The following is a 26,368-nucleotide window of genomic DNA, read 5'->3' as shown; positions in this document are numbered from 1 at the left end:
GCATCATGCAGGCAAACAAGTGGCAGGCCCTGGCCGCGACGGCTGGGCTCATGGTGTCGGTGAGTGCGGGTGCGCAGGAGGTGGCGGCGTCGGGCGGAGGCAACTTCGGTCAGCCCGCGCAGCTGGTCATCAGCACGGACGCTTCCGCGAGCCTCGGGTATTCCACGCAGGGCAGCGGCGTGGGCTTCGTCTTCCTGGAGCCGGGCGCGGACTACTTCATCAAGCAGAACCTGTCCGTCGGCAGCGGCATGCAGCTCCGCGCGCTCTTCGCCGATGGCGACGACCTCGTCGGCTTCGGGCTGAACGCGCGCATCGGCTACAACATCCCCCTCACCGACCGCGTGTCGGTGTGGCCCAAGGGCATCGTCACGCTGCAGCTGGGTGACAACCTCCTGCCCTTCGCGAACCAGGCCCTGCCGGCCGACGTCACCGTCATCCTGGAGGGGTATGCGCCGTTCCTCTTCCACGTGTCGGACCACTTCTTCGTGGGCGGCGGCCCGCGCCTGGCCTTCGGCCTGGGCGATGATGTGGAGCTGGCGTTCAGCGTCGCCACCACCCTCGGCGGTTACTTCTAGGCCCGACGCGTCCTCGCGGACGCGGCCGACGCCGTGAAGTCAGGGCCCCGGACGTGACGGAGAAACTCCGTCGCGTGCCGGGGCTCGTCGCGTCTGGGGCCCCGGGCTCACTCCGTGGGAGTTGCGAGGCCCCGGTCTCCGTCGGTGGACGGCAGTCGGTCCACGCGGGTCTCCTCCACCCAGCCGCTCGCGACCTGCTCGTTGTCGCGGTGGGACAGCCGCAGCCCCAGGTGGACGGTGCGCGAGCCCATGCCCGGGGCGTAGAGGACGACGACGTTCGCCGCCTCGCGGACGACCTGTGGGGACACCGGACGGGGCTTGCCGCCACGGCCCGCGCGGATGGGACGCCACTGCTCCAGCTTCCAGTCCACCACGCGGCCGTTGTGCACGCGCACGTTGAGGTCCACCCACACCGTCCCGTCCGCCGGCACCTCCACGGACTTGAGCAGTTGCTGCAGGCCCGCGGACACGGTGGTGGACTGACCCAGCACGAAGACGCCCTGACGCCCGGGAGCCGTCCGCGCCTCGGTCGGGCGGAGGGAGTGGAAGGAGGCGTTGGGCTCCACCTCCCAGGAGGTGTCTCCCCGCCGCAGCGTCAGTTGCAGCTCGCCCGTGTTGCCCTGCATGGCGGTGGCGAGCGCGAGGACCACCGCGCGCTGGGTGCTGTTCGCGTTGACCGGCTTCCCACGGCGGCCACCCCGCTGCGCGGCCTCATAGCCCGTCATCGTGAGCGCGCCGCGCTCGGACCAGAAGGTGAAGACCAGGCGCGAGCCCACGTCGTGCACGCCACTGGCCACGGCCCACACGTGCTCGGCGACCTGCCCGGCCTCGGCGCTGGCGGCCTTCGGGTCCGTGGCGGCGGGCTGCCCCGGGTCCATGCCCTCCTGTCCCGAGCCGCCCGTGCCCATGGGCGTGTTCGCGCAGCCCAGGGTGAGGGTGAGCAGCAGCACCGCGGCCGGCAGGGCCCGTGTCATGGAAAGACGTCGGATGGGACGCAGCGACATGCCACACCTCCGCCGAGCAGGAATGCCCGGGTGATGTGAACCCAATCTGACAGAGAGGTCTGACAGGGCTCCGCGAGATGAACAGACGCTTACCCAGGCAGGGTCCTGACGAACAGCGGCTCGGGTCGTGGGTGATTGTCCATTCCGCCACGCGGGTCGGGGAACGTCGCCGATGTTGATAGGGATTTCCTGACGCACGCTTGGGAGCTGAAACATCCGTCCCCTGCGGCAGCGTGATGACAGGGCGACAGCGGGTGTCCCCGCGGTACGAGCAGCCCGCGCGTCCCGGACGGAGGTGGCGCTCAGCGCAGGAGCAGGGACAGCGTGGCCTCGGTGACGAGGCCGTACACGGCCGTCTGCGCCACGAGCCAGCCATGCTCGGCGGCGCTCCAGGTGCGGAGTGACTCGGTCGCGCTCAGTACGGGGAAGCTCGCGAGCTCGAAGCCGAGCACCCCGATGCCCAGCACGAGGCCGGGTGGAGCGGGGCTCCCGGAAGCGGTCTCCCGGGCGAACATCCAGGCGACTCCCAGCAGCGGGCCATATACCGCGCGCATGGCGTCACCCCAGCGGCGGGCCTGGAGGGAAGACAGCTCACGGTGGAGTACGGAGCGAGCGAGCCGCGCGGCGATGTGCCGCGCGGCATACGGCGGAGGCCGCCCGAGCACCCGGTTGCGCAGCGCCACGAAGGCCCGGAGCGCGACGGTGCCGGCGGCTCCCGCGAGCAGGGCCTGGGGAAGTGTGGCTCGCAAGCTCATGTCCGCGCGCGGAAAGCCCGACACGGAGGAAGGCGAGACGAGCGAGACACCGACGTGAGCCCCATGGATGCGCCTTCCGTGTGAGGGACATCTACCCTCGTAAGGTGGGGCATGCGCGGAGCGTCCCTCAAGCAAGAGCAGTCGGAGGACCAGGCCCCTGGCGCTTCGCCTCGGGGCTCAGTAGCCGAGCCCGAGCTTCTGGGCGTCTTCCGTCAGCTCGTCCACGACCTTCCTGCGGCGCGCATCGTCCTCGCGCTTGTAGGCCATGAGGTCGTCGAACCGGATGCGTCGGTGCGTGCCCACCCGGTGAAAGGGAAGGGCGCCCTGGTCGAGCAGTCCGATGAGGTAGGGCCGCGAGACGTTCAGCAGGTTCGCGGCCTCCTGGGTCGTCAGCTCCGCATGGATGGGGACGATGGTCACCGCGTGGCCCTGGGCCATCTGTTCCAGGATGCGGACGAACAACTCTAAAGCCTCGCGAGGGACGGTGATGCCCTCGGTGGGGGACTCACCCTCGGGGTGGATGCTGAGGCGCGGGGCTGCGCGTTTCCGGGTCTTCTTCAAGAAGGGGGCGAGCAGGCGCGCCGCACGCGCAGCCTCCTGGACGCCTGCTTCACCGAGGGCGGCGACGCCACGAAGGTCCACTCCAACTCCCATGCAACGACTCCTGGCTGAGGGGCTTCGCGGGCCCGGACAAACGAAATATCCGCAATATCCGCAGCAGGTGCAACCGTTGGAGCGGCGGAGGGTTGTCTGTAGGGTGGAGGACGTCAGAGGTAGTCTCTAGCCTGCCGCTGACATGTCCTTCATCGTGGTCTACGACGCCTGCGTCCTGTTCCCGGCACCGCTCCGAGACCTGCTCGTCCGCGTGAGCCTGACTGGCATCTTTCAAGCGAAGTGGACCGAACAGATTCTCGACGAGTGCTTCCGGAGCATCGCATCGCAGCGTCCCGACTTGAGCCCCGCGCAGCTGGCACGCAGCCGGCAGTTCCTCGAAGCGGCCATCCCGGATGGACGGGTTCCTGGCTACGAGTCACTCGTCGTGGGACTCACCGGGCTCCCCGACCCTGATGACAGGCACGTGCTCGCGGCTGCCATCCGATGTGGCGCGCAGGCCATCATCACCTTCAACCTGAGGGACTTCCCGGCCAGGGTGCTTGCCTCGTACGGCATGGAGGCACAGCACCCGGATGACTTCCTGCTGAACATCATCGACCTGGATGGCGCGGCCGTGGCTCGGGTGATTCAGGAGCAGGCCGCAGCGCTCAAGAACCCACGGAGGACCCTGGCGGAGATGCTCGAGGTGCTGCGCCAGCAGGGCTTGAGCGAAGCGGTGACCGTCCTCACTCGACTGCTGGGCCCTTGAAGACGTGGGCCCGTCACTCTCCGAACAGCGTCTCCGCCGTGAGCCCCATCAGGCCCGGGTACGTGAGCTGCCCGTGGTGGCCGATGATGTGCTGGTACACCGGTACGCGCACCGTCAGCCCCAACTGCACGCGGCCCACGGGGTACGTCAATCCGCCCCCCACGAGCACGTCCGTGCGGCCCAGGTTGCCGTCCTGCTGCACGCGCCCGTCCCACCGCTCGGGCTGCTCGTTGGCCAGGTCCGCGCCCGCGCTCAGTCGCAGCGCTCCCACCACCGGCATTTCGCCCGACAGGCCCACCGCGAAGCGGTGCCCGCTCCGGTAGCCGTACCGGTTCTCCACCAGCGCCAGCTGGGCCTGTCCCCATGCCCTGGCACTCCAGCCGCTGTCCCACCGCCGCTCCGCCTCCAGCGCGAGCAGCGGCTGCACCGTCCCCGTGCCGAACTGCACGTGCTGGTGCTCGTATCCCGCCTCGCCCAGGGAGAACGGGTTCTCCACCGTGCCCCCCACCGGCACCGTGAAGCCCGCCCGCGCCACCAGCCCCACGTCCCCGAGCCCGAAGGCATACCGCGCCCGCACCCACGCATCCCCGAGGCCGAACAGCGTCTCGTCGCGGTGGTGGATGTTCACGTAGTCCAGCGACACCGGCGTCCCATCCAACCGCCGGAACTGCACCGTCGTCGCGTTCAGCCGCAGGGGCAGCTGCAGCTCCAGTCCCCACTGCGCCGTCAGCCCGTACTCCACCCGTGCCCGCAGCTCGCCCAGCGAGAAGCGCTGGTCATGGAGCTGCGGTGGCTCGTCGCGCTCACCGCAGATGGGGCCGATGTCCGGACAGTACGACTCGTGCACCACGCGCACGGACGTGGCCAGCAGGGCCAGCGACACGGACGTCTGGCCCGCCTTCAAGGCAGTCTGTGAGTTCCCCCCGACCGGGAGGTTGGGATTGCTTCAACCCGCGCACGCGGCGGCCGGGCCCGGCACCGCCAGCGCGAGGAGCCCCGCCGCCACCGCCAGCCACCTCATCGCGAGCCTCCCTCGGCAATCGCCTTGTCGAGCGCGTCCAAATCCAGCCCCATCAGCCGCGCCACCTCGCGCCCGTCCTTGCCGTAGACGACGACGAAGGGGAGGTTCGGCACGCCGCCCAGGTACCGCTTCGCCAGCGGCGTGTCCCACGAGACGACGTTCAGCTTCCGGTACGCCACGTCCGTGCGCCCGTTGAGCAGCCCGTACATGTGCGCGTCCACCTGGCGGCACGGCGGGCACCAGTCCGCGTAGAAGTCGAACACCGTCACCTTGCCGCGCACCGCATGCGAGCCCAATTCCGGCACGTCCTCGCCGGCCTCGGACAGCTTGCGCAGGTCCGCGCCTTCCGCGAGCGCCGGCAGCGGCTCGAAGGACAGGTCCGGGTGGCAGAGGTAGCACTGGGACTCCGGCACGGCGTGCTCGCCGCACCAGTCCTTCGCCGCCTTGAACTTCTCCTCGAGGTGGGGATTGCACCGGGTGCACGTCTCGCGAGGCACGCGGTGCTCGCAGAACTCCGCGCCCGGACGCGACGCCACGCTCAGCGAGCTGAGCTGTCCGTGCGCGGGCTCCGAACCCGCCGCGGAACGGGACGAGGCGCACCCGGCCGACAGCAGCACGGCGCCACCGATGAAGAACGATTTCGCAAGGGTCATGGGCGGAGCGGAGGATACCCGCTCCGTGCCCCGGTGCTACCCGCGAACGAGGTTGCGCATGACGAACCACAGGTTGGCCGGACGCTCGGCCAGCCGGCGCATGAAGTACGGGTACCAGTGCCGCCCGTACGGAACGTAGATGCGCACCGGGTGCCCGTCCTTCGCCAGCCGCTCCTGCAAGTCCCGCCGGATGCCATAGAGCATCTGGAACTCATACGCCCCGTGAGGCAGGTGCTGCTTCGCCGCGTACTCCAGCGTGGCGTCAATCATCCGCTCATCGTGCGTGGCGATGCCGTGGTACACGCCGCTGTCGAGCAGCACCTTCATGCAGCGCACGAAGTTGGCGTCCACCTCCGCCTTGTCGGGGAAGGCCACGTCCGGGCCCTCCAGGTACGCGCCCTTGCACAGCCGGATGCGCACCCGGTCCCTGCTCAGGGCCCGCGCGTCCGCCTCCGTGCGCCGCAGGTAGCTCTGGAGCACCGCGCCCACGTGGGGCTCGCCGAACTCCGCGTGCAGCTCCCGGACGATGTCCAGCGTCGCCTGCGTCACCGCGCTGTGCTCCATGTCGATGCGCACGAAGGAGCCGCGCCGGGTCGCGTCGGCCACCACCGCGCGCGCGTTCTCCAGCGCCAGCGCCGGGTCGAACAGCAGGCCGCACTGGGTCAGCTTCAGCGACACGTTGGCCTTCACCCCCACCTGGTCGATGCGCGCCAGCAGCCGCTGGTACTGGCGCACCTCGTCGCGCGTCTCCTCCGGCGTCTTCACCGCCTCGTTGAGGTGGTCGAAGGAGGCCGTGAGCCCCTGCGCGTCGAGGGCCTTCACCGCGTCCACCGCCTCCTCCAGCGTCTCGCCGGCGATGAAGCGTGACGCCATCTTCCGGAAGGGCTTCAGGCGCGTGGCCAGGTCCTTGAGGTTCTCCTGGCGGGACAGGAACAGCAGGGCGGAGCGGGACAGGTGGGCGGCGGCGGTGGTCATGGGTGTCTGGCGAGGCGGTGTCTTCAGTCCGCGTGATGCAGCAGGAAGTCTCCGACGAGGTTGTTGAAGGACTGTGGATGGGTCATGTACGGCAGGTGGCTGGCCTCCCGGAGCACCTCCATGCGCGCCCCGGGGATGTGCTCGGCCACGTCCCGCGCGGCGCGCGTGGGCACCAGCAAGTCACGGCCGCCCTGGATGATGAGCGTGGGCACCCGGAGCTCGTGGAGCCGGTGCAGGTAGTCCGCCGCCAGCACGTCCCGCAGACGGCGCAGCAGCTCCATGGAGGACATCCGGCGTGCCTCGCGCACGATTTCCGCGCGGCCCTCCGGCGGCAGGTGCGGGCCGCCCAGCACCCGCGCCACCGTGGGGGCCATCAGGTACGCCAGCGGCTTGGGCGAGCGCACCAGCGTGGACAGCGTCAGCGCCAGCCGGCGGATGCGGTGCACGCTGGCCACCGGAGACACCAGCACCAGCGCCTTCACCCGCTCCGGGTGCGCCAGCGTGTACGCGATGGACAGCAGGCTGCCGTACGAGGAGCCCACCAGCGCGAAGCGCTCGGGCAGCCCCGCCTCCACGTGGCTCAGCACGGCCAGGTTCCACTGGAGCGGCGTGTGCGTCGCCGGAGTGCTCAGCGGCGGTGTCCACAGGAGCAGCCGCAGCTCGTCCGCCAGCGGTCCCATGGGAGCGAAGGAGCGCCCACTGGCGCCCAGCCCCGGCAGACACACCACGGTGCGCCTCACGGCCACGCTCTCACCGGGGAAGGTGAACAGGCGCACCGGCGTGCCGCGCACGAAGCGCTCCTCGTGGAGCAGGTGCTCGTAGCCGGACTGGATGTCCTCCAGGTCCGGGACGAGCGGCGGGCTGCGGTGAGGCACCGGAGCCCGAGGTGACTGCGAGGCGGCATCAAGCATGGCAGGCCCTCACCAACAGCCACCGGACGCTGGCGGCCACGCGGTCCCTGAAGTTGCGCAGGCGGGACTCGGGGGCGTCGGGAGGCGGTGGCTCCAGCGGCGCGCCCACCGCGAAGGTGAGCTGCACCGGGAGCGGCAGCGGCCCCAGCCCCAGCACCAGCGGCATCCGGTACTTGTCCTCCGCGGTCAGCCGCAGGCACAGCCGCTCCTCGCCGGGCGGCCAGAAGAAGGTGTCGTCCACGCCGAAGCCCGCGAAGGGCACCACCGGCACCCCCGCTTGCGCCGCGAGCCGAACGAAGCCCAGCGCCCGCTCCCAGCGCAGCCGGTAGCGCCCCTGGCTGCGCTTGAAGGTCTCCCGCGCGCCGCCCGGGTAGCAGACGAGGAGCTCCCCGGACTCCAGCGCCGCCAGCGCGTTCTCCCGCGTGCCCTCCACGCCGCCCAGCCAGGGCAGCACCGTGCGCACCAGGGGGATTCGGAAGAAGCCCCGCTCGGCCAGCCCCAGCGGATAGCGGCCGGTGGCGCGATGGAGCAGGTGGAAGAAGGCAGGTGTCTCGTAGCCCCATACGCCATGGTTGCCCACCAGCAGCACGGGCCCGGCCAGCGGCAGGTGCTCGGCGCCCACCAGCTTCGCGCGGTGGTACAGGGCCGAGAGCGCCGCGCCCCTCTCGGCGAAGCGGAACACGGCCCGGCGCAGGCTGGCGAGCGAGGCTTCCACGGGGAAGAAAGATGGCGACGCCCCCGCACTCCGCCACCCGGGCCCGGCCTGGAGGGCAGACCGCCGGGCAGGCGCCTGTCTCCTGAGACACGTTTTCTCCCCCTCAGGAGGTCACCTTCAACCCTGACTTGAGCAGGATTAATGGCAAGCTGAAGGCAGGCTTTGGTTGTCTGCTTCCTCTGCCGTGTCGAACGTTGGGGTATGGGCAACCCGTTCGACATCCTCATCGACCAGCACCGAGAGCTGGAGGAATGCTTCGAGCGGCTGGTGTCCGGCTCGGAGCCCGAGGAGCTGCGCTCCCAGGTAACGGAGTTGCTGGAGCTGCTGCGGCTGCACTCCCGTCTGGAGGAGCGCTGCTTCTATCCGCTGCTCATGCAGGTGGAGGGGCGCTCCAGGGCCCGTGAAGAGGCCGAAGACCATCTCACCATGCGGGAGCTGATGGATGAGCTGGAGGAGCTCCCGCTCGGTCATCCCGAGTGGCAGGCACGGCTCTTCGCCCTCGAAGACCTGGTCGTGGCGCATTTCCAAGAAGAAGAGAACGCCATGCTGCCACGCCTGAGGATGGCACTGGATGCCCAGCAACAGGATGACCTGAGGCGTGATTTATCGGCCACCCGCGAGGAGCTGCTCGCGCGCGCCCACGCCTTCCACGTTCCAGGCCGGGGCCCCCTGCTGGAGTCCCTGCGCTGGGACGGCTGACCCGGCGGGTTTCAGCGCCGGGAAACAGGTGAGACCTGCGACAAAAGGGCGGCTGGTCCGTTGCCAGTCGCAACTTTTATCACTTCCTTTAGACAAATCCTTGTTTGGAAGGTAAGGGTATGGCTGCATCACCACACAACATCCCCCAGTCTTTCAACTACCCCTGCAGTTACCCAGGTGAGGATTCAACGAATGTCCGTGGATAAAGCGTTTCGGGACATGATCCGCAATGAAATCGATGCCCAGCTGAAGCCGCTGCGCGATGTGGTCTCCCGGCTGGAGGCAGGCACGGCGGATCTGGACGCGCTTCGCAACGTGGCCGAGCGGCTGGCCCCCCTGGCCGAGGTCGTCGGCCCCCTGTTCGGCGCCAACGCTCCCGCGGCCAAGGCCGGTCGCCGGGGTCCGGGCCGTCCGCCCTCCCGCCCGACGGTGAGCGCCGCTCCGGTGGCGGGTGGCAAGCGCCGCGGCCGCAAGCCGGCGGCGGGCAACGAGGGCTCGCGCGAGTGCGCCATCAAGGACTGCGGCAAGCCCAGCCGCACCAAGGGCTACTGCGCGGCCCACTACCAGAAGCTGCGGATGCTGGAGAAGACCAACCGCCGCCCGTCCCAGTGGCGGGACTACGCCGAGCCCAACTCCGTGGACGACATCAAGCTGCCCCGTGGACGCGCCGCGTCCAAGGCGCTGGCAGCGGCCGCCCAGGCTGGAAACGCAGGCTAGCCTAGCGGCACGCTGCCCCGGCCCGGGCAGAATGTGACCGCGCCCCCGTCTACCGAGCTTCCGTTTGTGGGGAGTGGGTTCGGGGTATGCCCGTGCGAGAGAGACTTGCTCGCGGGGGTTCGCAGGAGCATGTATGCCCGGGCCCATGAACAAACGAGACCTGGAGCCTGGAATCATCACCGACCTGGCCGGTAGGACCACGTACGGTGATTACCTTCAGCTCGACCGGCTGCTGTCTGCGCAGGTTCCGCGCTCGCAGCCTCCGCACCACGACGAGCTGCTCTTCATCATCCAGCACCAGACGAGCGAGCTGTGGATGAAGCTGCTCATCCACGAGCTGGGGGCGTGCATCCGCTACGTGCAGGCCGACAAGCTGGAGCCCTCGTTCAAGATTTTCGCGCGTGTGGCGCACATCCAGCGGATGCTCTTCGAGCAGTGGAGCGTGCTGGAGACGCTCACCCCGAACGAGTACCTGGAGTTCCGGGACACGCTCGGCAGCGCGTCGGGCTTCCAGAGCTTCCAGTACCGCGCGGTGGAGTTCCTGCTGGGCAACAAGGACCCGAACGCGCTGGGGCCCTTCAGGCACGTGCCCGCCGTGCACGCGGAGCTGGAGCGCCTGCTGGAGTCTCCCGGCCTCTACGACGAGTTCCTGCGCCACCTGTCCCGCATGGGGCACCCGGTGCCGCAGAGCCACGTGCAGCGCGACTGGCGCCAGCCGTACGAGAAGAGCCCCGAGGTGGTGGAGGTGTTCCGCCGCATCTACGAGGACCCGGACTCGCACTGGGATGCGTATGAGATGTGCGAGAAGCTGGTGGACACGGAGGAGCGGTTCCAGCTCTGGCGCTACCGCCACATGATGACGGTGATGCGCATCATCGGCTTCAAGCAGGGCACGGGCGGCTCGTCGGGCGTGGGCTTCCTGCGAAAGGCGTTGGAGCTGCGCTTCTTCCCGGAGCTGTGGGACGTGCGCACGGAGCTGGCGCCGCCCACGGCCCGGAACCGGACGCCCTGAGCGCCTGCCCGGAGACGGGCGCTCAGCGGGCGCCGCTCACTGCCAGGTGCAGCCCTTGATTTTCTTGCAGAAGGCCTCGTTGGTGGCCTTCTCGCACTTGATGGGCAGGCCGCCGCAGGTGCTGGTGGCGAAGGAGTAGGAGCACCCCGGCTGGCTGCTGCAGAAGGTCTGCCCGTAGACGCCGCAGAAGGTGGCCTTGCCCGAGCAGCTGCCGCCGCCGGAGGCCTTGGCGGTGGCGCCGTCGGACTTCTGCTCCGGCGCGGGAGCCGCCTTGGCGGAGGTGCCGCCGTCCTTGCCGGATGAGGTGCCTGCGTCCGCGGGAGGGGCCTTCGCGCTGGCGGGAGCGCATGCCAGCAACACGGCCACCGCGAGTCCCGAGAGAAGACCCAGACGACGCTCAACGTGCTGAACCATGAATCCGTCCTTTCAAAGGCGGAAGCCCGGCCTGCTCCGCCCGGGTGCTGGCGAGGCACTCTAGAGGCCCGCTCCCCTCGGAGCGAGGAGAACGCGGAGATGACGCCCGGCATGGGGGGCGGCATTCGCCTGGCCTCACGCGGGCGGACTGGCTGGCTGGTTGGCGGGCGGCCTGTAAGGACTGCTCGTTTCGGAGTCGCTCCCTAGCTTGAAGGGACTCAACCGCCTTCATTCCCTCACGGAAGGAGCGAATCATGGCCGAGCGCGAGACGCCCAAGAAGGACCCGCGGCTTCCCCAGGACGAGACACCCCTCAAGCGCGAGGCGGGAGACCGTCCCCTCCCCACGCCAGGGCATATCGGCCACATGCCGGATGAGAGCCCTGGCCCCGGCAAGCCCGTGGTCTTCCCGCCGCATTCGCCGGAGGACTGACGGACAGCGTGCAGGAGTGAGGGGACGGGTTTCCGCCGGCCCTTCTCTCCTGTTACATCGGAGGTATCACGCCATTCCCGTCCCGCGCGGGCGGCGTGTGTCTTTGCCTGTGAGGACTGTCCTGACGCGGCTGCGGTTTGTCATGTCGGACCGGGGTGGGAATCTCCGGCCATGAGGCTACCTCTCAGGTTACTTGTCCCGGAAATGACCCACAAGCCCGCCACCTATGCAGACCTGGAGGCACTTCCTCCAAATCAGGTAGGGGAAATCATTGCTGGAGTGCTGTACGCGAGCCCCAGGCCAGCAACTCCGCATGGGCGGGTTGCCTCAAGGGTTCATGGTGAGCTGTACCCCCCATTCGAACGGGGCTCCGGGGGCCCGGGTGGGTGGCTCATTCGCTTCGAGGAGGAGCTGCACCTGGGGAGTGACGTGCTCGTGCCAGACCTCGCGGGCTGGCGACGCGAGCGGGTGCCGAGGATTCCGGATGCCCCCTTCATCGAGATTGCCCCGGACTGGCTCTGCGAGGTGCTCTCCCCATCCACTGCCGCGCTGGACCGGGACCAGAAGATGACCGTCTATGCGCGCGAGGGCGTGCGGCACGTGTGGCTGGTAGAGCCACGGGCCCGCACCCTGGAGGTCTTCCGGCTCGAAGGTCCCCATTACGTAAGGCTCGCCACATATGTGGGCGAGGCCACCGTCCGTGTCGAACCCTTCGACGCCTTCCCTCTGGAACTTCGCGTCCTGTGGGAGGACTGAGCGGGGTAGGCTGCCCATACCATGGCTGCCGAAGTCCCCCTGCTCTTCGACAAGGCCCACGTCCTCTGCTACCGCACCTTCGACATCGCCGAGGAAATCGACCTCGAGCGTGCGCGCAAGGCGCTGACCGAGGACTCGCGCCGGCTCAAGCTGTCCCGCGAGAACAGCCAGTACCTCCAGCTCCCCAATCCTCCGCTGGCCTATGAGCTGGGCCGCAAGCCCCTGGCCCTGCGTGACGGCCCCGTCACCGTGGACGCCACCGCGCGCCTGTTCGACCACGGCGCCGCCTCCATCATCCTCCGCGTCCCCGTCGTCCCCGGCACCTCCTTCGAGCACCTCACCCGCGTGGCCGATGAGCTCTACGACAGCCAGGCGCTGGAGGACCTGGCGCTGGAGCTCGTCGAGGGCGTGCGCCGCACCATTGCGCCCGCCGTGCAGGAGCCGCACCTGTGGGACCAGAACGAGAGCTACACCGTCATCTTCGCGGAGAGCATTCGCGGCAACCCCAGCGCGGACGAGCTGCTCGCCCGCGCCGACCTCGCGCGGCTGCTGCTGGGAGAGAACGGCGCCGTGCCGCTGTCCGCCGGTGAAGTCGAGTCGGTGACGAAGGCGCGCTTCAGCTACACCATCAACGACCTGGTCGTCATCGACTGGAACAGTGCCTTCGTCTACGAGCCCTCGGGCTCGGGCGACATCCCGGACCTGCTGGAGATCGCCAACGCGCAGCTCCTGGAGTTCCGCTACTACGACGAGCGGCTGGACGAGCACATCACCCGCATCCACGAAGAGGTGCAGGCCAAGCGCCACGGGTGGATTCGCCTGTTCCGCAGCCCGTACCGGAACCTGACGCGGCAGACGCTCGCCACGCTGGTGGACCTCAACGAGTTCATCGAGCGCGTGGAGAACAGCCTGAAGGTCATCGGCGACTTCTACCTGGCCAAGGTCTACGAGGGCGCGGTGCGCCGCATGCGCATCCCCAACTGGCAGGACTCCGTCACCCGGAAGCAGCAGCTGCTCGCCCAGACGTATGGCCTGCTCAAGGGAGACGTGGACATCGACCGCTCCCACACGCTCGAGGCCATCATCGTCCTGCTCATCGTCCTCGAAATCTTCTTCGCCTTCTTCAAGGTGTTCGAGCACTGAGGGGGCGCTGGGGCCTTTGTAACCCTGTCCGGGACGTCGGGTTTCCCTGATTCCCCGGACGTGGGAGACTGAGGCACGAGGCGGGGTGCAGCAGGCCCGTGCCGGGGGGAGTGGGGCATGAAGGTGCCCGAGAGCAGCCTGATGGCCGCGGTGGACCGCATGTCGCGGGCCCTGGAGCGGCTTGCGGCGGCACCGCCAGTGGTGGCGGTGCTGGAGGAACTGCTACGTCAATCGGCCGCCACGCTGGGCGCTCCCAGTGCCTTCGTCTGCTGGTGGGGCGAGGCGGGACGGCTGCGCACCCTCGTCACGCCCGGTGTGCCCGAGGAGGTGTCGGTCATCTGCGCGCAGCGGCTGCTGGCCCATGCGCCCGGCCCTTCCGAGACACCGGTGCCGTACGTCGCGGCGGAGCTGGAGCGGGACGCGCTGCTCGCGGACGAGCCCGAGGCCCGGCGTCGGCTGGAGGCGGGCTCACTGCTGTCGCTGCCCTTCTTCTTCTCCTCGGGCCGGGGCCCCGCCGGGGTGCTGGCGGTGCTCTTCCGCGAGGCGCGGCAGCCGACGGAGGAGGACGTGAAGCGCTTCGGCCTCTACGCGAGGCTGGCCGGGCTGGCGCTGGAGCGAGAGCGCATGGCGGAGCGCACGCGCCAGTCCGTGCTGCACGCCCGGGCGGAGGTGGAGGAGACGGAGGTGCTGCGCCTCAGCCGCTTCCAGGCCGTGACGGAGGCCTTCGGCCGCGCGCTCACCCGCGACGAGGTGGCGCGCGTGGTGCTGGACCTGGGCCTGCCCGCGGTGGGCGCGGTGAATGGCATGGTGCACCTGGTCGACGCGGGCGGGACGGCGGTGGAGCTGACGGCGTCGGTGGGGTTGCCCGAAGAGCTGGTGGCCCCCATGCGCGTGCTGCCCCGGGGAGGAAAGGACCTGCCGGGCTACGACGCGGTGCGGACGGGCGCGCCGGTGTGGCTGGAGACGCAGGAAGAGGTGCTGGCGCGCTACCCGCGGCTGGCGGGGCTGGTGGCCTCGGGGCAGGCGGGGTCGCTGGTGCTGCTGCCGCTGTATGTGGAGGGGCGCATCTTCGGGACGCTGGGCTTCGGCTTCGGTGAGGCGAAGCGCTTCTCCGCGCTGGAGCGGACGTCGATTACCGGGCTGGCGCGGCAGTGTGGCCAGGCGCTGGAGCGCTCGCGGCTGTACGAGCGCGAGCACACCGCGCGGCTCCAGGCGGAGGCGGCGGGACAGCGGCTGCGGCTGCTGGCGGACGCGAGTGCGCTGGTGGCGGGCTCGCTGGAGTGGGAGGAGACGGTGGCGGGCGTGGCGAGGCTGGCGCTGGGCAGCTTCGCGGATGGGTGCACGGTGGACTCGTACGAGGACGGCGTCGTGCGGCGGCTGGCGGTGCTGCACGCGGACCCGTCGGAGACGCAGGGGTTGATGCGCGCCTCGCGAGAGCCGGGAGGACCCGGGCACTCGGCGCTGCTGGCGGACGTGCTGGCTTCGGGGCGCTCGCGGATGATGACGCGTCCCATGGCGAGGGGCTCGGAGGGGCCGGCGAGAGGTGAGACGGTGCCTCCGCTGGCGAAGGCCCTGGGGGAGCGCGTCGGAGAGTCGCTGCACGGTGAAGCGGCGCAGTCGTGGGTGGGTGGGGCGGGGACTCGCGCGGCGGAGTCGCCGTGGGGGGATACCGCACGCTCGTTGGCGAAGGCCGCGGGGATGCCTCTGGGGGACGCGGCGCGCCCGTCCGCGCGGTTCGTGGAGACGCGGGAGGAGTCCGCACACGGTGAAGCAGCGCCGTCGGCGGCGGAGGGGGAGGACTCATCCCAGGGGGATGCAGCGCGCGCGCCGGGCGTGGGCTCGCTCATCGTGACGCCGCTGGTGGCGCGGCAGCGCACGCTGGGCGCGCTCACCTTCGTGCGGAGCGAGGAGCGGCCGCCGTTCGACGCCGCGGACCTGGAGCTGGCGGAGGAGCTGGCGGGGCGCGCGGCGCTGGCCATCGACAATGCGCGGCTGCTCCGCAAGGCGCGTGCGGCCGAGGAGGAGAGCCGGCGCAGCGCCGCGCGGCTCCATGTGCTGGTGCAGGTCAGCCAGCTCATCGCGGAAGCCGGGCTGGACCTGCCCAACGTCCTGGACGTGCTGGCGCGCAAGGTGTCGGAGGCCATTGGCGACGCGTGCGTGCTCCAGCTCCTCTCGGCGGACCGGGAGCACCTGGACGTGGTGTCGGTCCACCACCCGAACCCGGAGGCGCGCGCGGTGCTGGAGGAGTCGCTCCGTCGCATTCCTCCGACGCGGGGAGAGGGACTGTCGGGCCGGGTGTTGGCCACGGGGCAGACGCTCTTCGTGCCTCGGCTGAACGCGGAGGAGCTGCACGGCGAGCGGCTGCCGGAAGGCGTGTCCTTCCTGGAGCGCTACGGACCGCAGAGCATCATCATCGTGCCGCTGGGCGCGCGGGGCAGGGTGCTCGGCACGCTGGGGGTGATGCGCGATGCGCAGGGTCATGAGTACACGCTGGAGGAGCGCGCGCTGCTGGAGAGCCTGGCGGCACGAGCGGCGCTGGCGATTGAAGATGCTCGGCTCTATGGCGCGGCCACCCAGGCGGTGAAGGCCCGTGACGAGCTGCTGTCCGTCGCTGGCCACGAGCTGAAGTCCCCGCTCAACGCGCTCCAGCTTCAAATCCACCTGCTCGCGCGCATGGCGAAGGAGGCGATGGCGGCGAGCGGACTGGCGGAGCGCGCGGAGAAGGCGGCGCGCGCGAGCCAGCGGCTGGGGTTGCTCATCGACGACCTGCTGGACGTGTCACGCATCAGCTCCGGGCGGCTGAGCCTCCAGTGCGAAGAGGTGGACCTGTCGGCGCTGACTCGCGAGCTGGTGTCGCGCATGTCGGAGGAGCTGGCACGGGCGGGCAGCGAAGTGCGCCTCGCGCTGGATGGCGCGGTGACCGGACACTGGGACCGGCTGCGGCTGGAGCAGGTGCTGGTCAACCTGCTGTCGAATGCGGCGAAATACGGCGCGGGCCGTCCGGTGCTGGTGACGGTGGACGTCCAGGCCGCGGTGGCTCGGCTGGCCGTGCGCGACGAGGGAATTGGGGTCGCGCCCGACGAGCAGGAGCGCATCTTCGAACGCTTCGAGCGCTCGGCGTCGGTGCAGCACTTCAAGGGGCTGGGCCTGGGCCTGTGGATTACGAAGCGCATCGTTGAAGCGCACGGCGGCTGCATCCGACTGGAGAGCGAGCCGGGGCGGGGTTCCACCTTCACCGTGGAGCTGCCGCTGACCGCTGAAACAGCCGGCACGGGCGCGGCATAGGCGGACCTGCTCGTGTGGCTCGGGAACGCCATCCGCAAGCCGGACTTCACGCGGTACGTCGTCCTCGCGGTGAGGGATGAGGGCATCGACGTCCAGAAGCTGTGAAGGGATGCGGGCCATGAGGAAGACGACGGGTTTCTGGTTGCTCGTTGCTTCGTGGTGGGTCTCCGCGTGTGCCACGTCGCAGCCGGTGGCGCGCGCCTGGGAGGACGCGACGCCCGCGGCCGGGTGTGAGTCTCCGGAAGAGGACTCGTGCGTGACGCTCGCGTGCGAGGAGGGCCTGTGCGGCTTCTTCCGCTGTGAAGACGTGGTGGCCGTGGAAGCACCGCGCTCCGGAGTGGAGCGTGTGCAGTTCGGGAGGCCGGGCTTGCCCGTGGGGCCTGCCCGGCCGGGGCGCTGGTGGACGCGGTCTCCCGGGCTGCGCGGTGGCGCCGAGCCGGTGATGACGTTCCGGTGGTACGCAGCGTCCCAGCCGCTGCCTCTCCCCCCGCGCACGCCTCTCGCCCTGCCGGCGGGGCGCTTCCAGAAGCACCACATCTTCCCGCAGGCGGAAGACCTGGCCCTGTGGTTCAAGAGCCGTGGCATCAACATCCACGACTACACCCTGCTCATTCCGGAGCACGTTCATCGGCGTATCCACGCTGGAGGACCTGCTGGTGGTCTGTGGAATATGGCCTGGCGGGAGTTCAAGGAGGCCAACCGCGACAGGCCCATCGCTCGGGAGGAGATCTACCGCCATGCGGGAGCGCTCATCTTTCGCTTCGAACTCACCGGGCCGGTACAACCCTACTTCCGGCAACTCAAGTAAACACCCGGGCGCGGAGAGGAGGTGGACTTGCGATTCTATCGACCTGCTGCGGATATGGCCGCGCCGTATACGGGAAGCCTGAGCGGAATCTACAAGTGGTATCTGCCAGCAGTGCTCGACTGTCCCGGCTGCGGCCCAGGGGTATTTGGTACAGATGCTGTCCGCTACCCATGCGTCGACCTGACGGGCCTTCCGAACCTACGAGACTTCGAAGTCCGCCCCCCCCAACCCGTGGCTGAGTACCTCCGCCTGAGCGAACAGTTGCGCCCACTGCTTCCTCCTGGGGCAATGCTGAAGCCAGGCATGGCGCTGGGGCCAATGATTGGTAGGGCTTCGGGAAGCTTCGGCCCCCTCTTCATGTATGACCCTGGTTTTTTGCACATGCGGCGCGAAGCGCTGGAGCGGTTGCAGCAGGAGAGCATCCGGGGCCTGCGCGGCTGTCCCATGGAGCTTCGCTTCCGCGGCAAGAACCCACCCGAGTTGCTCGAGCCGGAGCTCCTGATTCACGGCGAGCTTCACCCGGACTGCCTTCCCGCCGACGCGAAGACGTGCGAGCGGTGCGGGGCGAAGAACTACAGCCTCCCGGACCCGTACATCCTCGACGCGGCGACGCTGCCCACGGAGGTCGACCTGTTCCGGATGGCGGGCTGGTCCTCGCTCATCATCGCCACCGAGCGCTTCGTGGAGACCGTGAAGCGGCTCGGCCTCGACGGAGTCATCTTCCGCGAGGTGGCGGTGCGCTGACCCACGCGGCCTCGTGTCGGCACCGTGCCGTCGTGTTCACGCCCCGTTGCCTCGCGAGCCCACCGTGCGCCTCCTGGACAGGCCGCGCCCGCTGCGCTCTGTTGCCCCCGCAATGACGCACGCACTTCGCCGCCTGGCCCTGCTCGCCGCCGTGCTGGGCGCACTCTCCTCTGGCTGCCGCCATGCCCCCGAGGACCGGCCCACCGAGGACGATGACAAAGACGGAGTGCTCAACGCCGACGATGCCTGCCCGGGCACTCGCGGGCCCTCCGAGACTCGCGGCTGCCCTCCGAAGGACACGGACGGTGACGGCGTGGACGACTCCGTCGACAAGTGCGCGCGCAGCGCCGGCCCCGCCTCCCGCGACGGCTGCCCCGTGCGCGACGTGGACGAGGACGGCGTGGAGGACTCCCGGGACGCGTGCCCCCGCGTCGTCGGCGTGCTGGAGCGCCAGGGCTGTCCCGTCGAGGACCTGGACCGGGACGGCCTGGAGGGTGAGGCGGACAAGTGCCCGGAAGAGGCCGGCCCCGCCTCCCGCGAGGGCTGCCCCGAGCAGGACGCGGACCACGACGGCGTCCCCGACGCCAGCGACGCCTGCCCCGAGGAGGAGGGCTTCCCCACCCTGCGCGGCTGCCCCGAGCGCGATGCGGATGGGGACTCGGTGATGGACCACCGCGACAACTGCCCGCGCGAGCCCGGCGCGCCCGACAACCAGGGCTGCTCCCCCCGTCAGCGGCAGCTCGTCATCATCCGCCAGGACCGGCTGGAGTTGCGGGAGCGCATCGCCTTCGAATCCGGCACCGCCACCCTCCAGGCGCGCTCCTTCCCCCTGCTGGACAACGTGGCCCGCGTCCTCCTCGCGCACCCGAAGCTGTCCCCCCTCCTCGTGGAGAGCCACACCGACAACCGTGGCGACGCCGCCACCAACCGTGCCCTGTCCCAGGCCCGGGCGGAGGCGGTGCGCGATTACCTCGTCGGGCAGGGAGTCCCCCCCAACCGGCTGGACGCCCGCGGCCATGGGCCGGACCGCCCCGTCACCTCCAATGAGACCTCCCAGGGGCGTGAGGCCAACCGCCGCGTGGACCTGCTCCTCCCTCCCCCCTCGGGTCCCACCCCGCGCAAGCCCGGCCGGTGACGGCCGCCCATGTCCCGCCGCGTCACCTGGGGCCTTGACCTTCGCCATCCGTGAAGGAGTCGCCACGGACGCGTCGGGGTGCTCCCCGAGCGGGGGGCCGTGGAGTACGCTCCGCGTCCATGAGTGCTTCGAGCCCCCTCTTCGGTGACCTGCTGCTCAAGCTGGGCATCGTCACGCCCAGCCAGGTGCAGGAGGCACTCGCCCTCCAGGCCCTCACCGGCCAGCGCGTGGGCGAGGCCCTCATCTCGCTCGGCTACGTCACGCGGGAGCAGATTCAGGACGCGCTGGGCGAGGCGCTCGGGCTGCACCAGGACAAGAGCCCCCTCCAGCCGGCGCTGGGCGAGCTCCTCGTGGGGCTCAAGTACGTGACGCTGGCGCAGCTCGAGGAGGCCCTCGCGCGCCAGCGCCGGGACGGCCGCAAGCTGGGCGAAATCCTCGTGGAGCTGGGCCACTGCTCCTACAAGCAAATCTACGAGGCGCTCGGCCTGCAGAACCGCATCGCCGGACGCCAGGAGGCCCCGCGCCCCTTCATCGACGGCCGCCGCCGCGTGGTGGTGGTGGACGACAGCCCGCTGGCCTGCGCCTTCGTGCAGGAGGGGCTGGTGGCGCTGAACTACGAGGTCCTCTGCTACCAGGACCCGTTCGAGGCGCTGGAGGGCATGAGCCGCCTGCAGCCCGCCATCGTCCTCAGTGACTTGGAGATGCCCGGCCTGGACGGCGTGGAGCTGTGCCGGCGGCTGAAGGAGGGCCCCAGCCGCGGCGTGCCCGTCATCATCCTCACCGCGAATGACCGCGAGGCCGAGCGCGTGCGCGGCCTGCGCGCGGGCGCGGACGACTACGTCAACAAGTCCGCTTCCATGGACGAGCTGGCCGCGCGAATCGAGAGCGTGGTGCGGCGCACCGGCGAGACGGAGCGCATGCGCAAGCTGTTCGCGCGCTACACGTCCGACGCGGTGGTGGACGAAATCCTCAAGAGCGCGGACGCGGTGGTGCTCACCGGTGAGAAGCGCGAGGTGACGGTGCTGTTCGCGGACATCCGCAACTTCACCGGGCTGGCGGAGAGCCTGCCTCCCGAGCAGGTGGTCGGCGTCCTCAACCAGGTGCTCGGGCGGATGTCGGACGCGGTGTTCACCTGCGGCGGCACGCTGGACAAGTTCCTCGGCGACGGGCTCATGGCCGTCTTCGGCGCGCCGGTGGCCCGGACGGACGATGCGCTGCGGGCGCTCCAGTGCGCGAAGATGATGATGGATGCCATGGCGGACCTGCGCATCGAAGCCGAGTCGGAGTGGGCCGCCAACGGGCGCGAGGGCCACCCGCTGGTGCTGGAGCTGGGCATCGGCATCAACTCGGGCGTCGTCGTCGCCGGCAACATCGGCAGCACCGTGCGCGCCGAGTACACCTGCATCGGCGACGCGGTGAATGTCGCCGCGCGGCTGTGCGCGCTGGCCGGCCCGGGGGAAATCCTCGTCGGCGAGCGCACCCGCGAGCTGGTCAACGCCAATGACACGGCCTTCGAGGACCTGCCGCCGGTGCGCCTCAAGGGCAAGCAGCAGCCCGTGCCGCTGTACCGCGCGCTATAAGGGCGTCCATGAGCACCACCGCAGATGCCCTGCCGCCGCCGTCCCGCCGCTCCCCCATCCTGTGGGTGGGCCTGGTGTTCGCGCTCGCGCTGCTGGGCGTGGTGCTGGGCAGCGCGCTCAGCCGCTCGAAGGCGGTGCACTCCGAGCGCATCCACCAGGACTTCGCGGTGCTGGAGGACGCGCTGTCGCGCTACCACGCGGACGGGAACACGCTGCCCGAGGAGGCCGACCTCCAGGAGTTGCTGGTGCCGAAGTACCTGTCCTCCCTGCCGATGGACCCGTGGGGCCGGCCGTACCGCTACACCAGCAACGGCACCCAGGTGTTCCTCGTCACGCTCGGCAAGGGCGACAACCGGGGCGGCAACGGCGAGGACCAGGACCACACCAACACCGACGGGCACGGGCAGCCGCGGCTGAAGTGAGGCCCGCCGGGACTCCCTGGGCAGGGGAGCAGGCGAGCGCTGGAAGACGCCTTCCGGCAACGTGAGCCGGGCCCTGGAGCAAGCCAGCGTGGAGGAGGGGTCCGCCGACTGGCGGCACCATGGACATCTGTTCCCTCATGGGGTGGCTCCTGCACCCGAAGAAGGAGGGCGGCCATGGCCATCGTCTGTGCAACGAACCTCTCCCCTGAGTCCGTCGAGGCCTCCAACGTAGCGGCGGCGCTGGCGGCGAGGCTGGGGGAGCCCCTGCTCCTCCTCGGCGTCCTGGACGGTGAGCAACCCACCGACGAGGCGTCCGCCCCGACGGCTGGCGCCAGCCAGCGACTGGAGGCGGAGTGCGCCCGGCTTCAGCCCATCGCCGGCCTGGTGCGCTTCCAGCTGCGCTCGACGACGGCCGCGGACGAGGTGCTCAGCGACGACGAGTGCCGGCACGCGCGCTGGGTGGTGGTGGCGTCCGAAGGCTGGCGTGCCCCGGCGTGGCGGCGCGCCTCCCTGCCCGAGCGGCTGTCCCGGCACGCCTGCGCTCCGGTGCTGGCGGTGCGGCGCGAAACGGCCCTGGTGGACTGGGTGCGCGGGCGGAGGCGGCTGCTGGTGCTGGTGGGGGTGGACCCGTGCTCGGCCACCTCCGACTCCGCGGTGACGTTCCTCCGCGAGCTGCGCCGGGTGGGCCCGTGCGACGTGCTGGCCACCTACGTGTGCTCGCCGCTGGAGGAGCGCGAGCGGCTGGGCATTCACACCCCCGTGCACGTGGAGGTGCTGGCGCCGGCCATGCGGGGCATGGAGGTGCTGGACCCGGCGGTGGAGCGGGTGCTGCAACGCGAGGTCAGCGAGCGGATGGGCTCCCTGCACGGCGAGGGCCGCGTGGAGGTGGTGCTGGAGCCGGGCTATGGACGGCCGGCGGACCACCTGCTGCACGTGGCGCACGGGCGCGGGGTGGACCTGGTGGTGGTGGGCACGCACGCGCGGGGCGGGCTGGGCCGGCTGTGGCACGGCTCGGTGTCCGCGGGCGTGCTGCGGCACGCGGAGCAGTCCGTGGTGTGCGTGCCGCCCTCGGTGCGCGAGCCACGTCCGGCCGTGGCCCCTCGCAGCGTGCTGGTGCCGGTGGACTTCTCGGAGGCCAGCGCGCGAGCCATCTCCCAGGCGCGCTCGCTGGTGGGACCCGGAGGCCGCGTCCACCTGCTGCACGTCCACCGCCGTCGCGCGGGGGACACCACCTTCATGGACCACTACGGCGTGCTGCCCGAGCCGCCGCGCGAGAAGGACCGGGTCATCCAGCGGCTGTGGGAATTGGTGCCGCGCGACGTGGGCGCGCAGGCGGTGAACTGGAGCGTGGAGGGCGTCACCGGGGACGACGTGACGCTGGCCATCTGCCAGGCCACGGAGCGCGAGGGCGTGGACCTGGTCTGCGTGGGCACCTCACCCGAGCCGTCGCGCGAGCCGGATGCCCTCAAGGGCGCGGTGGCCCGCGAGCTGGTGGCGCGCTGCCGCAGGCCCGTCATGGTGGTGCCTACCGCGTGAGCGGTAAATACCAGTAATCACCGGGGTGCATACCCAGGCCCACGTGAAAGGGCTTTCAGGTGGGCTCTGAGTGGACGACCCGAAAGGACACGTCAGCCGTTGAACGGAGGACCCGGTAGGGCGTTAGATTCCCCTGCAAGCACGATTTTCCAGACAGCAGGGGGTCATCCGGTGACACCGCGCGGTTATCGTGAAGAAGAGCTCGTCTCGAATCGCTCGTCGCTGCTCATCCATGGCGGCACGGAGGATGAGCGCCGCTCCTGGGCGCAGGAGGCCGCGCGCAACTTCGACGTGGAGCTCGTCGAGGTACGGCAGGCGGCGGACCTGCCCGGTGCGCTGAAGCAACCCAACGGGGTGGTGTTCCTCCCCGACGTGGCGAAGCTGGGGCGCGACGCCCAGTTCGTCATCCTGCGCTGCCTGCAGATGCAGGAGGAGCGGCCCAAGGTGGTGGTGGGCCTGTCCGGCGGCGCGGATGCGGCGCTCTCGCGCGGCACGCTGCGCGAGGACCTGCACTACCGCCTGCACCAGGCACAGGTGGACCTGCAGAAGGACGGCCTGCGGGACTTGCTGAAGCAGCGCTGGGCGCGGCAGGCCGAGCAGCTCGCGGTGAAGGCGGCAGCGGCGAAGGCAGCCGAGGAGAAGGCTCGCGCCGCGGCCGACGCACGGCGCCCCGGGACGGTGACGCGCATCCTTCCCAAGCGGAAGACCGTCGTCGCCGCCAGCCGCAAGGCCGCGCCGAGGAACGCGGCCCGCTGAAGCGGGAGTCCGCTGGCCCGAGTCACCCGCGCCGACCTGATGGGTGGGCGCGCGGTGGCACCGCGTCTGCTCGATGCGCGGCGCGCTCTGTCATGGGCCTGAAGCTCGGGGGCGCGTTCCCTGTCAGTGCCTCCCCTCCCGTCAGCCGGTGTGCTGGCGTGCCGTCCGAGGTGCGCCGCCATCCACGCGAGGAGGGAACGTGAAGCTCGAGCTCATCCAGGGAGACATCACCAAGGTCGATGCGGACGCCATCGTCAACGCCGCCAACAGCTCGCTGCTGGGAGGCGGCGGCGTGGACGGCGCCATCCACCGCGCGGCCGGCCCGGAGCTGCTCGCCGAGTGCCGCACCCTGGGCCGGTGTCCCGCGGGCCAGGCGAGGCTGACGAAGGGCTACCGGCTGCCCGCGCGCCACGTCATCCACACGGTGGGGCCGGTGTGGCAGGGCGGAAAGCAGTCGGAGGAGGCGGTGCTGGCGCGCTGCTACAAGAGCGTCTTCGCCCTGGTGGAGCAGCACGGGCTGCGCTCGGTGGCCTTCCCCTCCATCTCCACCGGCGTGTACGGCTTCCCCATCGACCGGGCCGCGCCCATCGCCCTCCGGGAAATCCACGCGGCCCTGGCGCGACTGCCACAGCTTGAGAAAGTGACGGTGGTGCTCTTCTCGCCCCCGGACCTGGCGACGTATCAGCGCGCGCTCGCCTCGGCGCCGGAGCCGACGCCGGGCGGGAATGTGTGAACCGGGAAAACTGGGCTAAGGTTGTCCCACAGCCTTTCCCCACCCCATCCCGGAGCAAGACATGACGCAGGAGAACAACGCCAACAAGCCGAAGCGGGGTCTCAAGCGGCCCGTCGAGGTGGTTCGTGCCGAGCTGCTCAAGGACCCGGAGACGAAGAAGATCGCCGAGGCCGTGAGCATGAAGCTCGAGGACTACGTCGAGCTGGTCCTCAAGTACGCCCAGGACAAGGACAAGGAGCCCGAGCTGGCCGTCGTCTCCGACGAGGAGCTGAAGAAGAACGGCTTCACGCCCCTGTCCGCCGAGGACGCCGCCAACATCCTCATCAAGGGCATGAAGGGCGAGCTGCCCGGCTCTCCGCCGGACTTCGAGGCGTCCAAGTTCGTCCAGGACAAGGGGGCCGCTGGAAAGCCCTCGCTGACGGCGCCGCAGGATCAGGCCCCCACGGGTCCGCAGGACCCCGCCGCCCAGAAGGCCCTGCAGGATCAGCTCAAGCGGGGCGGGAGTGGCGGTAACCGCGCGTAAGTGCGGCGTCTGAGGGGTGTGCCGGAGAAATAATTCGGCCGGAAAAGTAACGAGGAAACATTTCGGCCGCAGTCCCGAGAATCCTTTCGAGCTTCAACTCCGGCACAAATCCTTCTCAAACTTCCAGAAATTCAAGGGGCACTCGCCATGGGTATCGTCGGCAAGATCGTCAGCAAGGTCACGGACGTGGTTGGCAAGGTCGCGGACACGGTCAGCAAGGTTGCTGGCGGCATCGCGAACATCGGTGGCAAGGCGCTCGAGTTCCTGAAGAAGCCGGTGGGCGAGCTGATGGGCCCCATCGCCAAGATGGTGGGCGAGAAGGTCGGCAAGCTCCCGTTCGTGGGCAAGTTCCTGGGCCCCATCGCGGAGAACCTGATGAAGCAGGGCGCGACGTCCCTGCTGGGCGAGGGTCCCCTGGGCGGCATCGGCTTCCTGGCCAAGCTGGCCCCGAAGATCGAGGACCTGACCAAGGTTGCCCAGACGGTGAAGAAGGCGGCCGACAAGGTCGGTGCGTTCGCCGAGAACCCGTTCGGCCTCGAGAACTTCCAGAACATCATCGCGCAGCGCCACGGCGCGATGGTGGAGTAGTCGTCCGCGCCCCGGCGCGACAGTGAAGCAAACGAGAGGGCCGGCTTCCCGCGAAGGTGCGGGGCCGGCCCTCCGGCTTTGCGGGGTACTGCGCTTCACGAGTGGGCTGGGCGCCCGGCGAGGTACCCGCGCGCTCTGCCCTGGTCAGCGCTCTTCGCGCTCCAGCCGCTTCGTGTCGCGGAGGAGGCGGTCGGTGGAGTCGCTGTCGGCGCTGTCGTAGTAGCCGCGAATCTGCCCGGCGCGGTCCACGAGGACGAAGTGGGTGCCGTGGAAGATGGAGAGCAGGTCGTCCTCGGGCGCGCCGGCCTCGCGGCCCATGCTGATCTTGAAGCCGTGGACGATGGTGTCCTTGAGCTGCTCGTAGTCCCCCGTGAGGAAGCTCCACCGGGTGAAGTCGGCGCCGTGGCGCTGGCCGTACTCGGCGAGGCGCTCGGGGGTGTCGTACTTCGGGTCCACGGAGAACGAGACGAGCTGGAGTCCCGGGCCGGAGGCCGTGGTGCGCTCCTGCACGCCGACCATCTTCCGCGTGAAGGCGGGGCAGATGGTGGGGCAGCGGGTGAAGATGAAGTTGGCGATGAAGGGCCGACCCCGGAGCTGCGCGCTGCCGAAGGGCTGGCCGTCATGGCGGGTGAAGGTGAAGTCCGGCATGGCGCCGAGCTGGGGCAGCGGCTCGCTCCGGGTGCGCAGCAGGGTGACGCCGGAGACGAGCGCGATTCCGAGCGTGACGACGGCGAGCCCGGCCCAGAAGCCGGGGCGCTGGGTGAGGCGGACCTGGGGGGCCGCGAGGGGGGAGTCGGCGGACATGGCCCCCGAGGTAACGGAAGGCCGGGGGTGGGCACAAGCGGAGCGGGCCCCCCTGCGTCATCGTGGCTTCTCCGGGGATGTAGGTGGCGCAAGGCCGCTCCCGGGGCAGGCGGGCTCCCGGAGCCGGCGTGGCCCCGGGACGGAAGGGCGGATGGGCGCCTCCCCGATCCTGCTCAACCGGTGGACGGGCGCCATGACGACCTCACGGCAATGCCCGCGGAGGTCCGCCACCTCCGAGGCCCGGGCAGGGTGGGGGATACCCCCGGTACCTTGAGAGGCGTGTGGCCGCGTGCTACCCGGGAGGACAGTG

General features: G+C 70.2%; 29 protein-coding genes. 19 read left to right on the top strand and 10 right to left on the bottom strand.

The window, feature by feature from the left end; translation table 11 throughout:
* Positions 1 to 5: 5 nt before the first annotated feature.
* The gene (locus tag G4D85_RS38495; RefSeq protein WP_164019119.1) at positions 6 to 575 is read left to right on the top strand and encodes a hypothetical protein; all 570 of its coding nucleotides are present in this window, start codon (positions 6 to 8) and stop codon (positions 573 to 575) included.
* 107 nt (positions 576 to 682) lie between these two features.
* Here G4D85_RS38495 and G4D85_RS38490 read toward each other — a convergent pair whose 3' ends face one another.
* The 3 genes from G4D85_RS38490 to G4D85_RS49945 all read right to left on the bottom strand — a co-directional run bounded on the left by G4D85_RS38490 (position 683) and on the right by G4D85_RS49945 (position 2,988).
* Positions 683 to 1,579, bottom strand: a complete 897-nt coding sequence (locus G4D85_RS38490) for a hypothetical protein (RefSeq protein WP_164019117.1) — start codon at positions 1,577 to 1,579, stop codon at positions 683 to 685.
* Positions 1,580 to 1,881: 302 nt separating this feature from the next.
* Positions 1,882 to 2,328, bottom strand: coding sequence for a hypothetical protein (locus G4D85_RS38485; RefSeq protein ID WP_205525887.1), 447 nt, complete (start codon positions 2,326 to 2,328; stop codon positions 1,882 to 1,884).
* Between the two features lie 183 nt (positions 2,329 to 2,511).
* The gene (locus tag G4D85_RS49945) at positions 2,512 to 2,988 is read right to left on the bottom strand and encodes a helix-turn-helix domain-containing protein (RefSeq protein WP_164019113.1); all 477 of its coding nucleotides are present in this window, start codon (positions 2,986 to 2,988) and stop codon (positions 2,512 to 2,514) included.
* 142 nt (positions 2,989 to 3,130) lie between these two features.
* Here G4D85_RS49945 and G4D85_RS38475 point away from each other — a divergent pair, with 142 nt between their 5' ends.
* Positions 3,131 to 3,697, top strand: a complete 567-nt coding sequence (locus G4D85_RS38475; protein ID WP_164019112.1) for a PIN domain-containing protein — start codon at positions 3,131 to 3,133, stop codon at positions 3,695 to 3,697.
* Between the two features lie 13 nt (positions 3,698 to 3,710).
* Here the strand turns inward: G4D85_RS38475 and G4D85_RS38470 are convergent, their stop codons facing one another.
* The 5 genes from G4D85_RS38470 to G4D85_RS38450 all read right to left on the bottom strand — a co-directional run bounded on the left by G4D85_RS38470 (position 3,711) and on the right by G4D85_RS38450 (position 7,972).
* Positions 3,711 to 4,601 (bottom strand): hypothetical protein, encoded by an 891-nt coding sequence (locus G4D85_RS38470; protein ID WP_164019110.1) that lies wholly within the window; start codon positions 4,599 to 4,601, stop codon positions 3,711 to 3,713.
* A gap of 113 nt (positions 4,602 to 4,714) precedes the next feature.
* Positions 4,715 to 5,371 carry a TlpA family protein disulfide reductase gene (locus G4D85_RS38465; RefSeq protein WP_164019108.1) on the bottom strand — a complete coding sequence of 219 codons (657 nt, stop codon included), beginning with the start codon at positions 5,369 to 5,371 and terminating at the stop codon, positions 4,715 to 4,717.
* Positions 5,372 to 5,407: 36 nt separating this feature from the next.
* Positions 5,408 to 6,346 carry a proline dehydrogenase family protein gene (locus G4D85_RS38460; protein WP_164019106.1) on the bottom strand — a complete coding sequence of 313 codons (939 nt, stop codon included), beginning with the start codon at positions 6,344 to 6,346 and terminating at the stop codon, positions 5,408 to 5,410.
* A gap of 23 nt (positions 6,347 to 6,369) precedes the next feature.
* Entirely contained in the window at positions 6,370 to 7,257 is an 888-nt protein-coding gene (locus G4D85_RS38455) for an alpha/beta fold hydrolase (RefSeq protein ID WP_164019104.1), read from the bottom strand.
* Positions 7,250 to 7,972 carry a lysophospholipid acyltransferase family protein gene (locus G4D85_RS38450; RefSeq protein ID WP_164019103.1) on the bottom strand — a complete coding sequence of 241 codons (723 nt, stop codon included), beginning with the start codon at positions 7,970 to 7,972 and terminating at the stop codon, positions 7,250 to 7,252. The genes G4D85_RS38455 and G4D85_RS38450 overlap by 8 nt, the downstream gene beginning before the upstream one ends.
* A 201-nt stretch (positions 7,973 to 8,173) precedes the next feature.
* Between G4D85_RS38450 and G4D85_RS38445 the strand changes: the two genes are divergently transcribed.
* From G4D85_RS38445 to G4D85_RS38435, 3 genes are all read left to right on the top strand, one after another.
* The gene (locus G4D85_RS38445) at positions 8,174 to 8,671 is read left to right on the top strand and encodes a hemerythrin domain-containing protein (protein WP_164019101.1); all 498 of its coding nucleotides are present in this window, start codon (positions 8,174 to 8,176) and stop codon (positions 8,669 to 8,671) included.
* 192 nt (positions 8,672 to 8,863) lie between these two features.
* Positions 8,864 to 9,388 carry a cell wall protein gene (locus G4D85_RS38440; RefSeq protein WP_164019100.1) on the top strand — a complete coding sequence of 175 codons (525 nt, stop codon included), beginning with the start codon at positions 8,864 to 8,866 and terminating at the stop codon, positions 9,386 to 9,388.
* Positions 9,389 to 9,521: 133 nt separating this feature from the next.
* The gene (locus tag G4D85_RS38435) at positions 9,522 to 10,400 is read left to right on the top strand and encodes a tryptophan 2,3-dioxygenase (RefSeq protein ID WP_164019098.1); all 879 of its coding nucleotides are present in this window, start codon (positions 9,522 to 9,524) and stop codon (positions 10,398 to 10,400) included.
* A 36-nt stretch (positions 10,401 to 10,436) separates the two neighbouring features.
* Here the strand turns inward: G4D85_RS38435 and G4D85_RS38430 are convergent, their stop codons facing one another.
* Positions 10,437 to 10,814 (bottom strand): hypothetical protein, encoded by a 378-nt coding sequence (locus G4D85_RS38430; RefSeq protein WP_164019096.1) that lies wholly within the window; start codon positions 10,812 to 10,814, stop codon positions 10,437 to 10,439.
* A 254-nt stretch (positions 10,815 to 11,068) separates the two neighbouring features.
* Between G4D85_RS38430 and G4D85_RS38425 the strand changes: the two genes are divergently transcribed.
* The 14 genes from G4D85_RS38425 (at position 11,069) to G4D85_RS38355 (ending at position 25,254) form a co-directional block, all read left to right on the top strand.
* Positions 11,069 to 11,245, top strand: a complete 177-nt coding sequence (locus G4D85_RS38425; protein WP_164019094.1) for a hypothetical protein — start codon at positions 11,069 to 11,071, stop codon at positions 11,243 to 11,245.
* 171 nt (positions 11,246 to 11,416) lie between these two features.
* Complete coding sequence (locus tag G4D85_RS38420; RefSeq protein ID WP_338052932.1) at positions 11,417 to 12,001, top strand: Uma2 family endonuclease; 585 nt, start codon at positions 11,417 to 11,419, stop codon at positions 11,999 to 12,001.
* 21 nt (positions 12,002 to 12,022) lie between these two features.
* Positions 12,023 to 13,144, top strand: a complete 1,122-nt coding sequence (locus tag G4D85_RS38415) for an RMD1 family protein (protein WP_164019091.1) — start codon at positions 12,023 to 12,025, stop codon at positions 13,142 to 13,144.
* Positions 13,145 to 13,261: 117 nt separating this feature from the next.
* Positions 13,262 to 16,429 carry a sensor histidine kinase gene (locus G4D85_RS49940; RefSeq protein WP_240359751.1) on the top strand — a complete coding sequence of 1,056 codons (3,168 nt, stop codon included), beginning with the start codon at positions 13,262 to 13,264 and terminating at the stop codon, positions 16,427 to 16,429.
* Between the two features lie 118 nt (positions 16,430 to 16,547).
* On the top strand, positions 16,548 to 17,237 hold the full coding sequence (gene sitA6, locus G4D85_RS38400; protein WP_164019090.1) for a SitA6 family polymorphic toxin lipoprotein: 690 nt from the start codon (positions 16,548 to 16,550) through the stop codon (positions 17,235 to 17,237).
* A 21-nt stretch (positions 17,238 to 17,258) separates the two neighbouring features.
* On the top strand, positions 17,259 to 17,981 hold the full coding sequence (gene sitI6 / locus G4D85_RS38395) for a SitI6 family double-CXXCG motif immunity protein (protein ID WP_275900349.1): 723 nt from the start codon (positions 17,259 to 17,261) through the stop codon (positions 17,979 to 17,981).
* Positions 17,982 to 18,093: 112 nt separating this feature from the next.
* A complete protein-coding gene (locus tag G4D85_RS38390; protein ID WP_164019086.1) occupies positions 18,094 to 19,116 on the top strand; it encodes an OmpA family protein in 1,023 nt (340 codons plus the stop codon).
* Between the two features lie 119 nt (positions 19,117 to 19,235).
* Positions 19,236 to 20,696, top strand: coding sequence for an adenylate/guanylate cyclase domain-containing protein (locus G4D85_RS38385; RefSeq protein ID WP_164019085.1), 1,461 nt, complete (start codon positions 19,236 to 19,238; stop codon positions 20,694 to 20,696).
* Between the two features lie 8 nt (positions 20,697 to 20,704).
* A complete protein-coding gene (locus G4D85_RS38380; RefSeq protein WP_164019083.1) occupies positions 20,705 to 21,118 on the top strand; it encodes a type II secretion system protein GspG in 414 nt (137 codons plus the stop codon).
* A gap of 174 nt (positions 21,119 to 21,292) precedes the next feature.
* Positions 21,293 to 22,654: a universal stress protein gene (locus G4D85_RS38375; protein WP_164019081.1), complete on the top strand. Its 1,362-nt coding sequence runs from the start codon at positions 21,293 to 21,295 to the stop codon at positions 22,652 to 22,654.
* A 171-nt stretch (positions 22,655 to 22,825) separates the two neighbouring features.
* Positions 22,826 to 23,410 (top strand): Fis family transcriptional regulator, encoded by a 585-nt coding sequence (locus G4D85_RS38370; RefSeq protein WP_164019080.1) that lies wholly within the window; start codon positions 22,826 to 22,828, stop codon positions 23,408 to 23,410.
* 199 nt (positions 23,411 to 23,609) lie between these two features.
* Positions 23,610 to 24,143 (top strand): O-acetyl-ADP-ribose deacetylase, encoded by a 534-nt coding sequence (locus tag G4D85_RS38365; RefSeq protein WP_240359750.1) that lies wholly within the window; start codon positions 23,610 to 23,612, stop codon positions 24,141 to 24,143.
* Between the two features lie 61 nt (positions 24,144 to 24,204).
* Positions 24,205 to 24,666 carry a hypothetical protein gene (locus G4D85_RS38360; RefSeq protein ID WP_164019078.1) on the top strand — a complete coding sequence of 154 codons (462 nt, stop codon included), beginning with the start codon at positions 24,205 to 24,207 and terminating at the stop codon, positions 24,664 to 24,666.
* 147 nt (positions 24,667 to 24,813) lie between these two features.
* Positions 24,814 to 25,254, top strand: coding sequence for a hypothetical protein (locus G4D85_RS38355; RefSeq protein WP_164019077.1), 441 nt, complete (start codon positions 24,814 to 24,816; stop codon positions 25,252 to 25,254).
* A 144-nt stretch (positions 25,255 to 25,398) separates the two neighbouring features.
* Here the strand turns inward: G4D85_RS38355 and G4D85_RS38350 are convergent, their stop codons facing one another.
* The gene (locus tag G4D85_RS38350) at positions 25,399 to 26,058 is read right to left on the bottom strand and encodes an SCO family protein (protein ID WP_164019076.1); all 660 of its coding nucleotides are present in this window, start codon (positions 26,056 to 26,058) and stop codon (positions 25,399 to 25,401) included.
* Between the last annotated feature and the right edge of the window lie 310 nt (positions 26,059 to 26,368).

Origin of the sequence: Pyxidicoccus trucidator, from assembly GCF_010894435.1 — a bacterium.
GTDB lineage: Bacteria > Myxococcota > Myxococcia > Myxococcales > Myxococcaceae > Myxococcus > Myxococcus trucidator.
The sequence above is the reverse complement of the archived record's forward strand: the minus strand, read 5'-3'. Positions and strand labels throughout refer to the sequence as shown.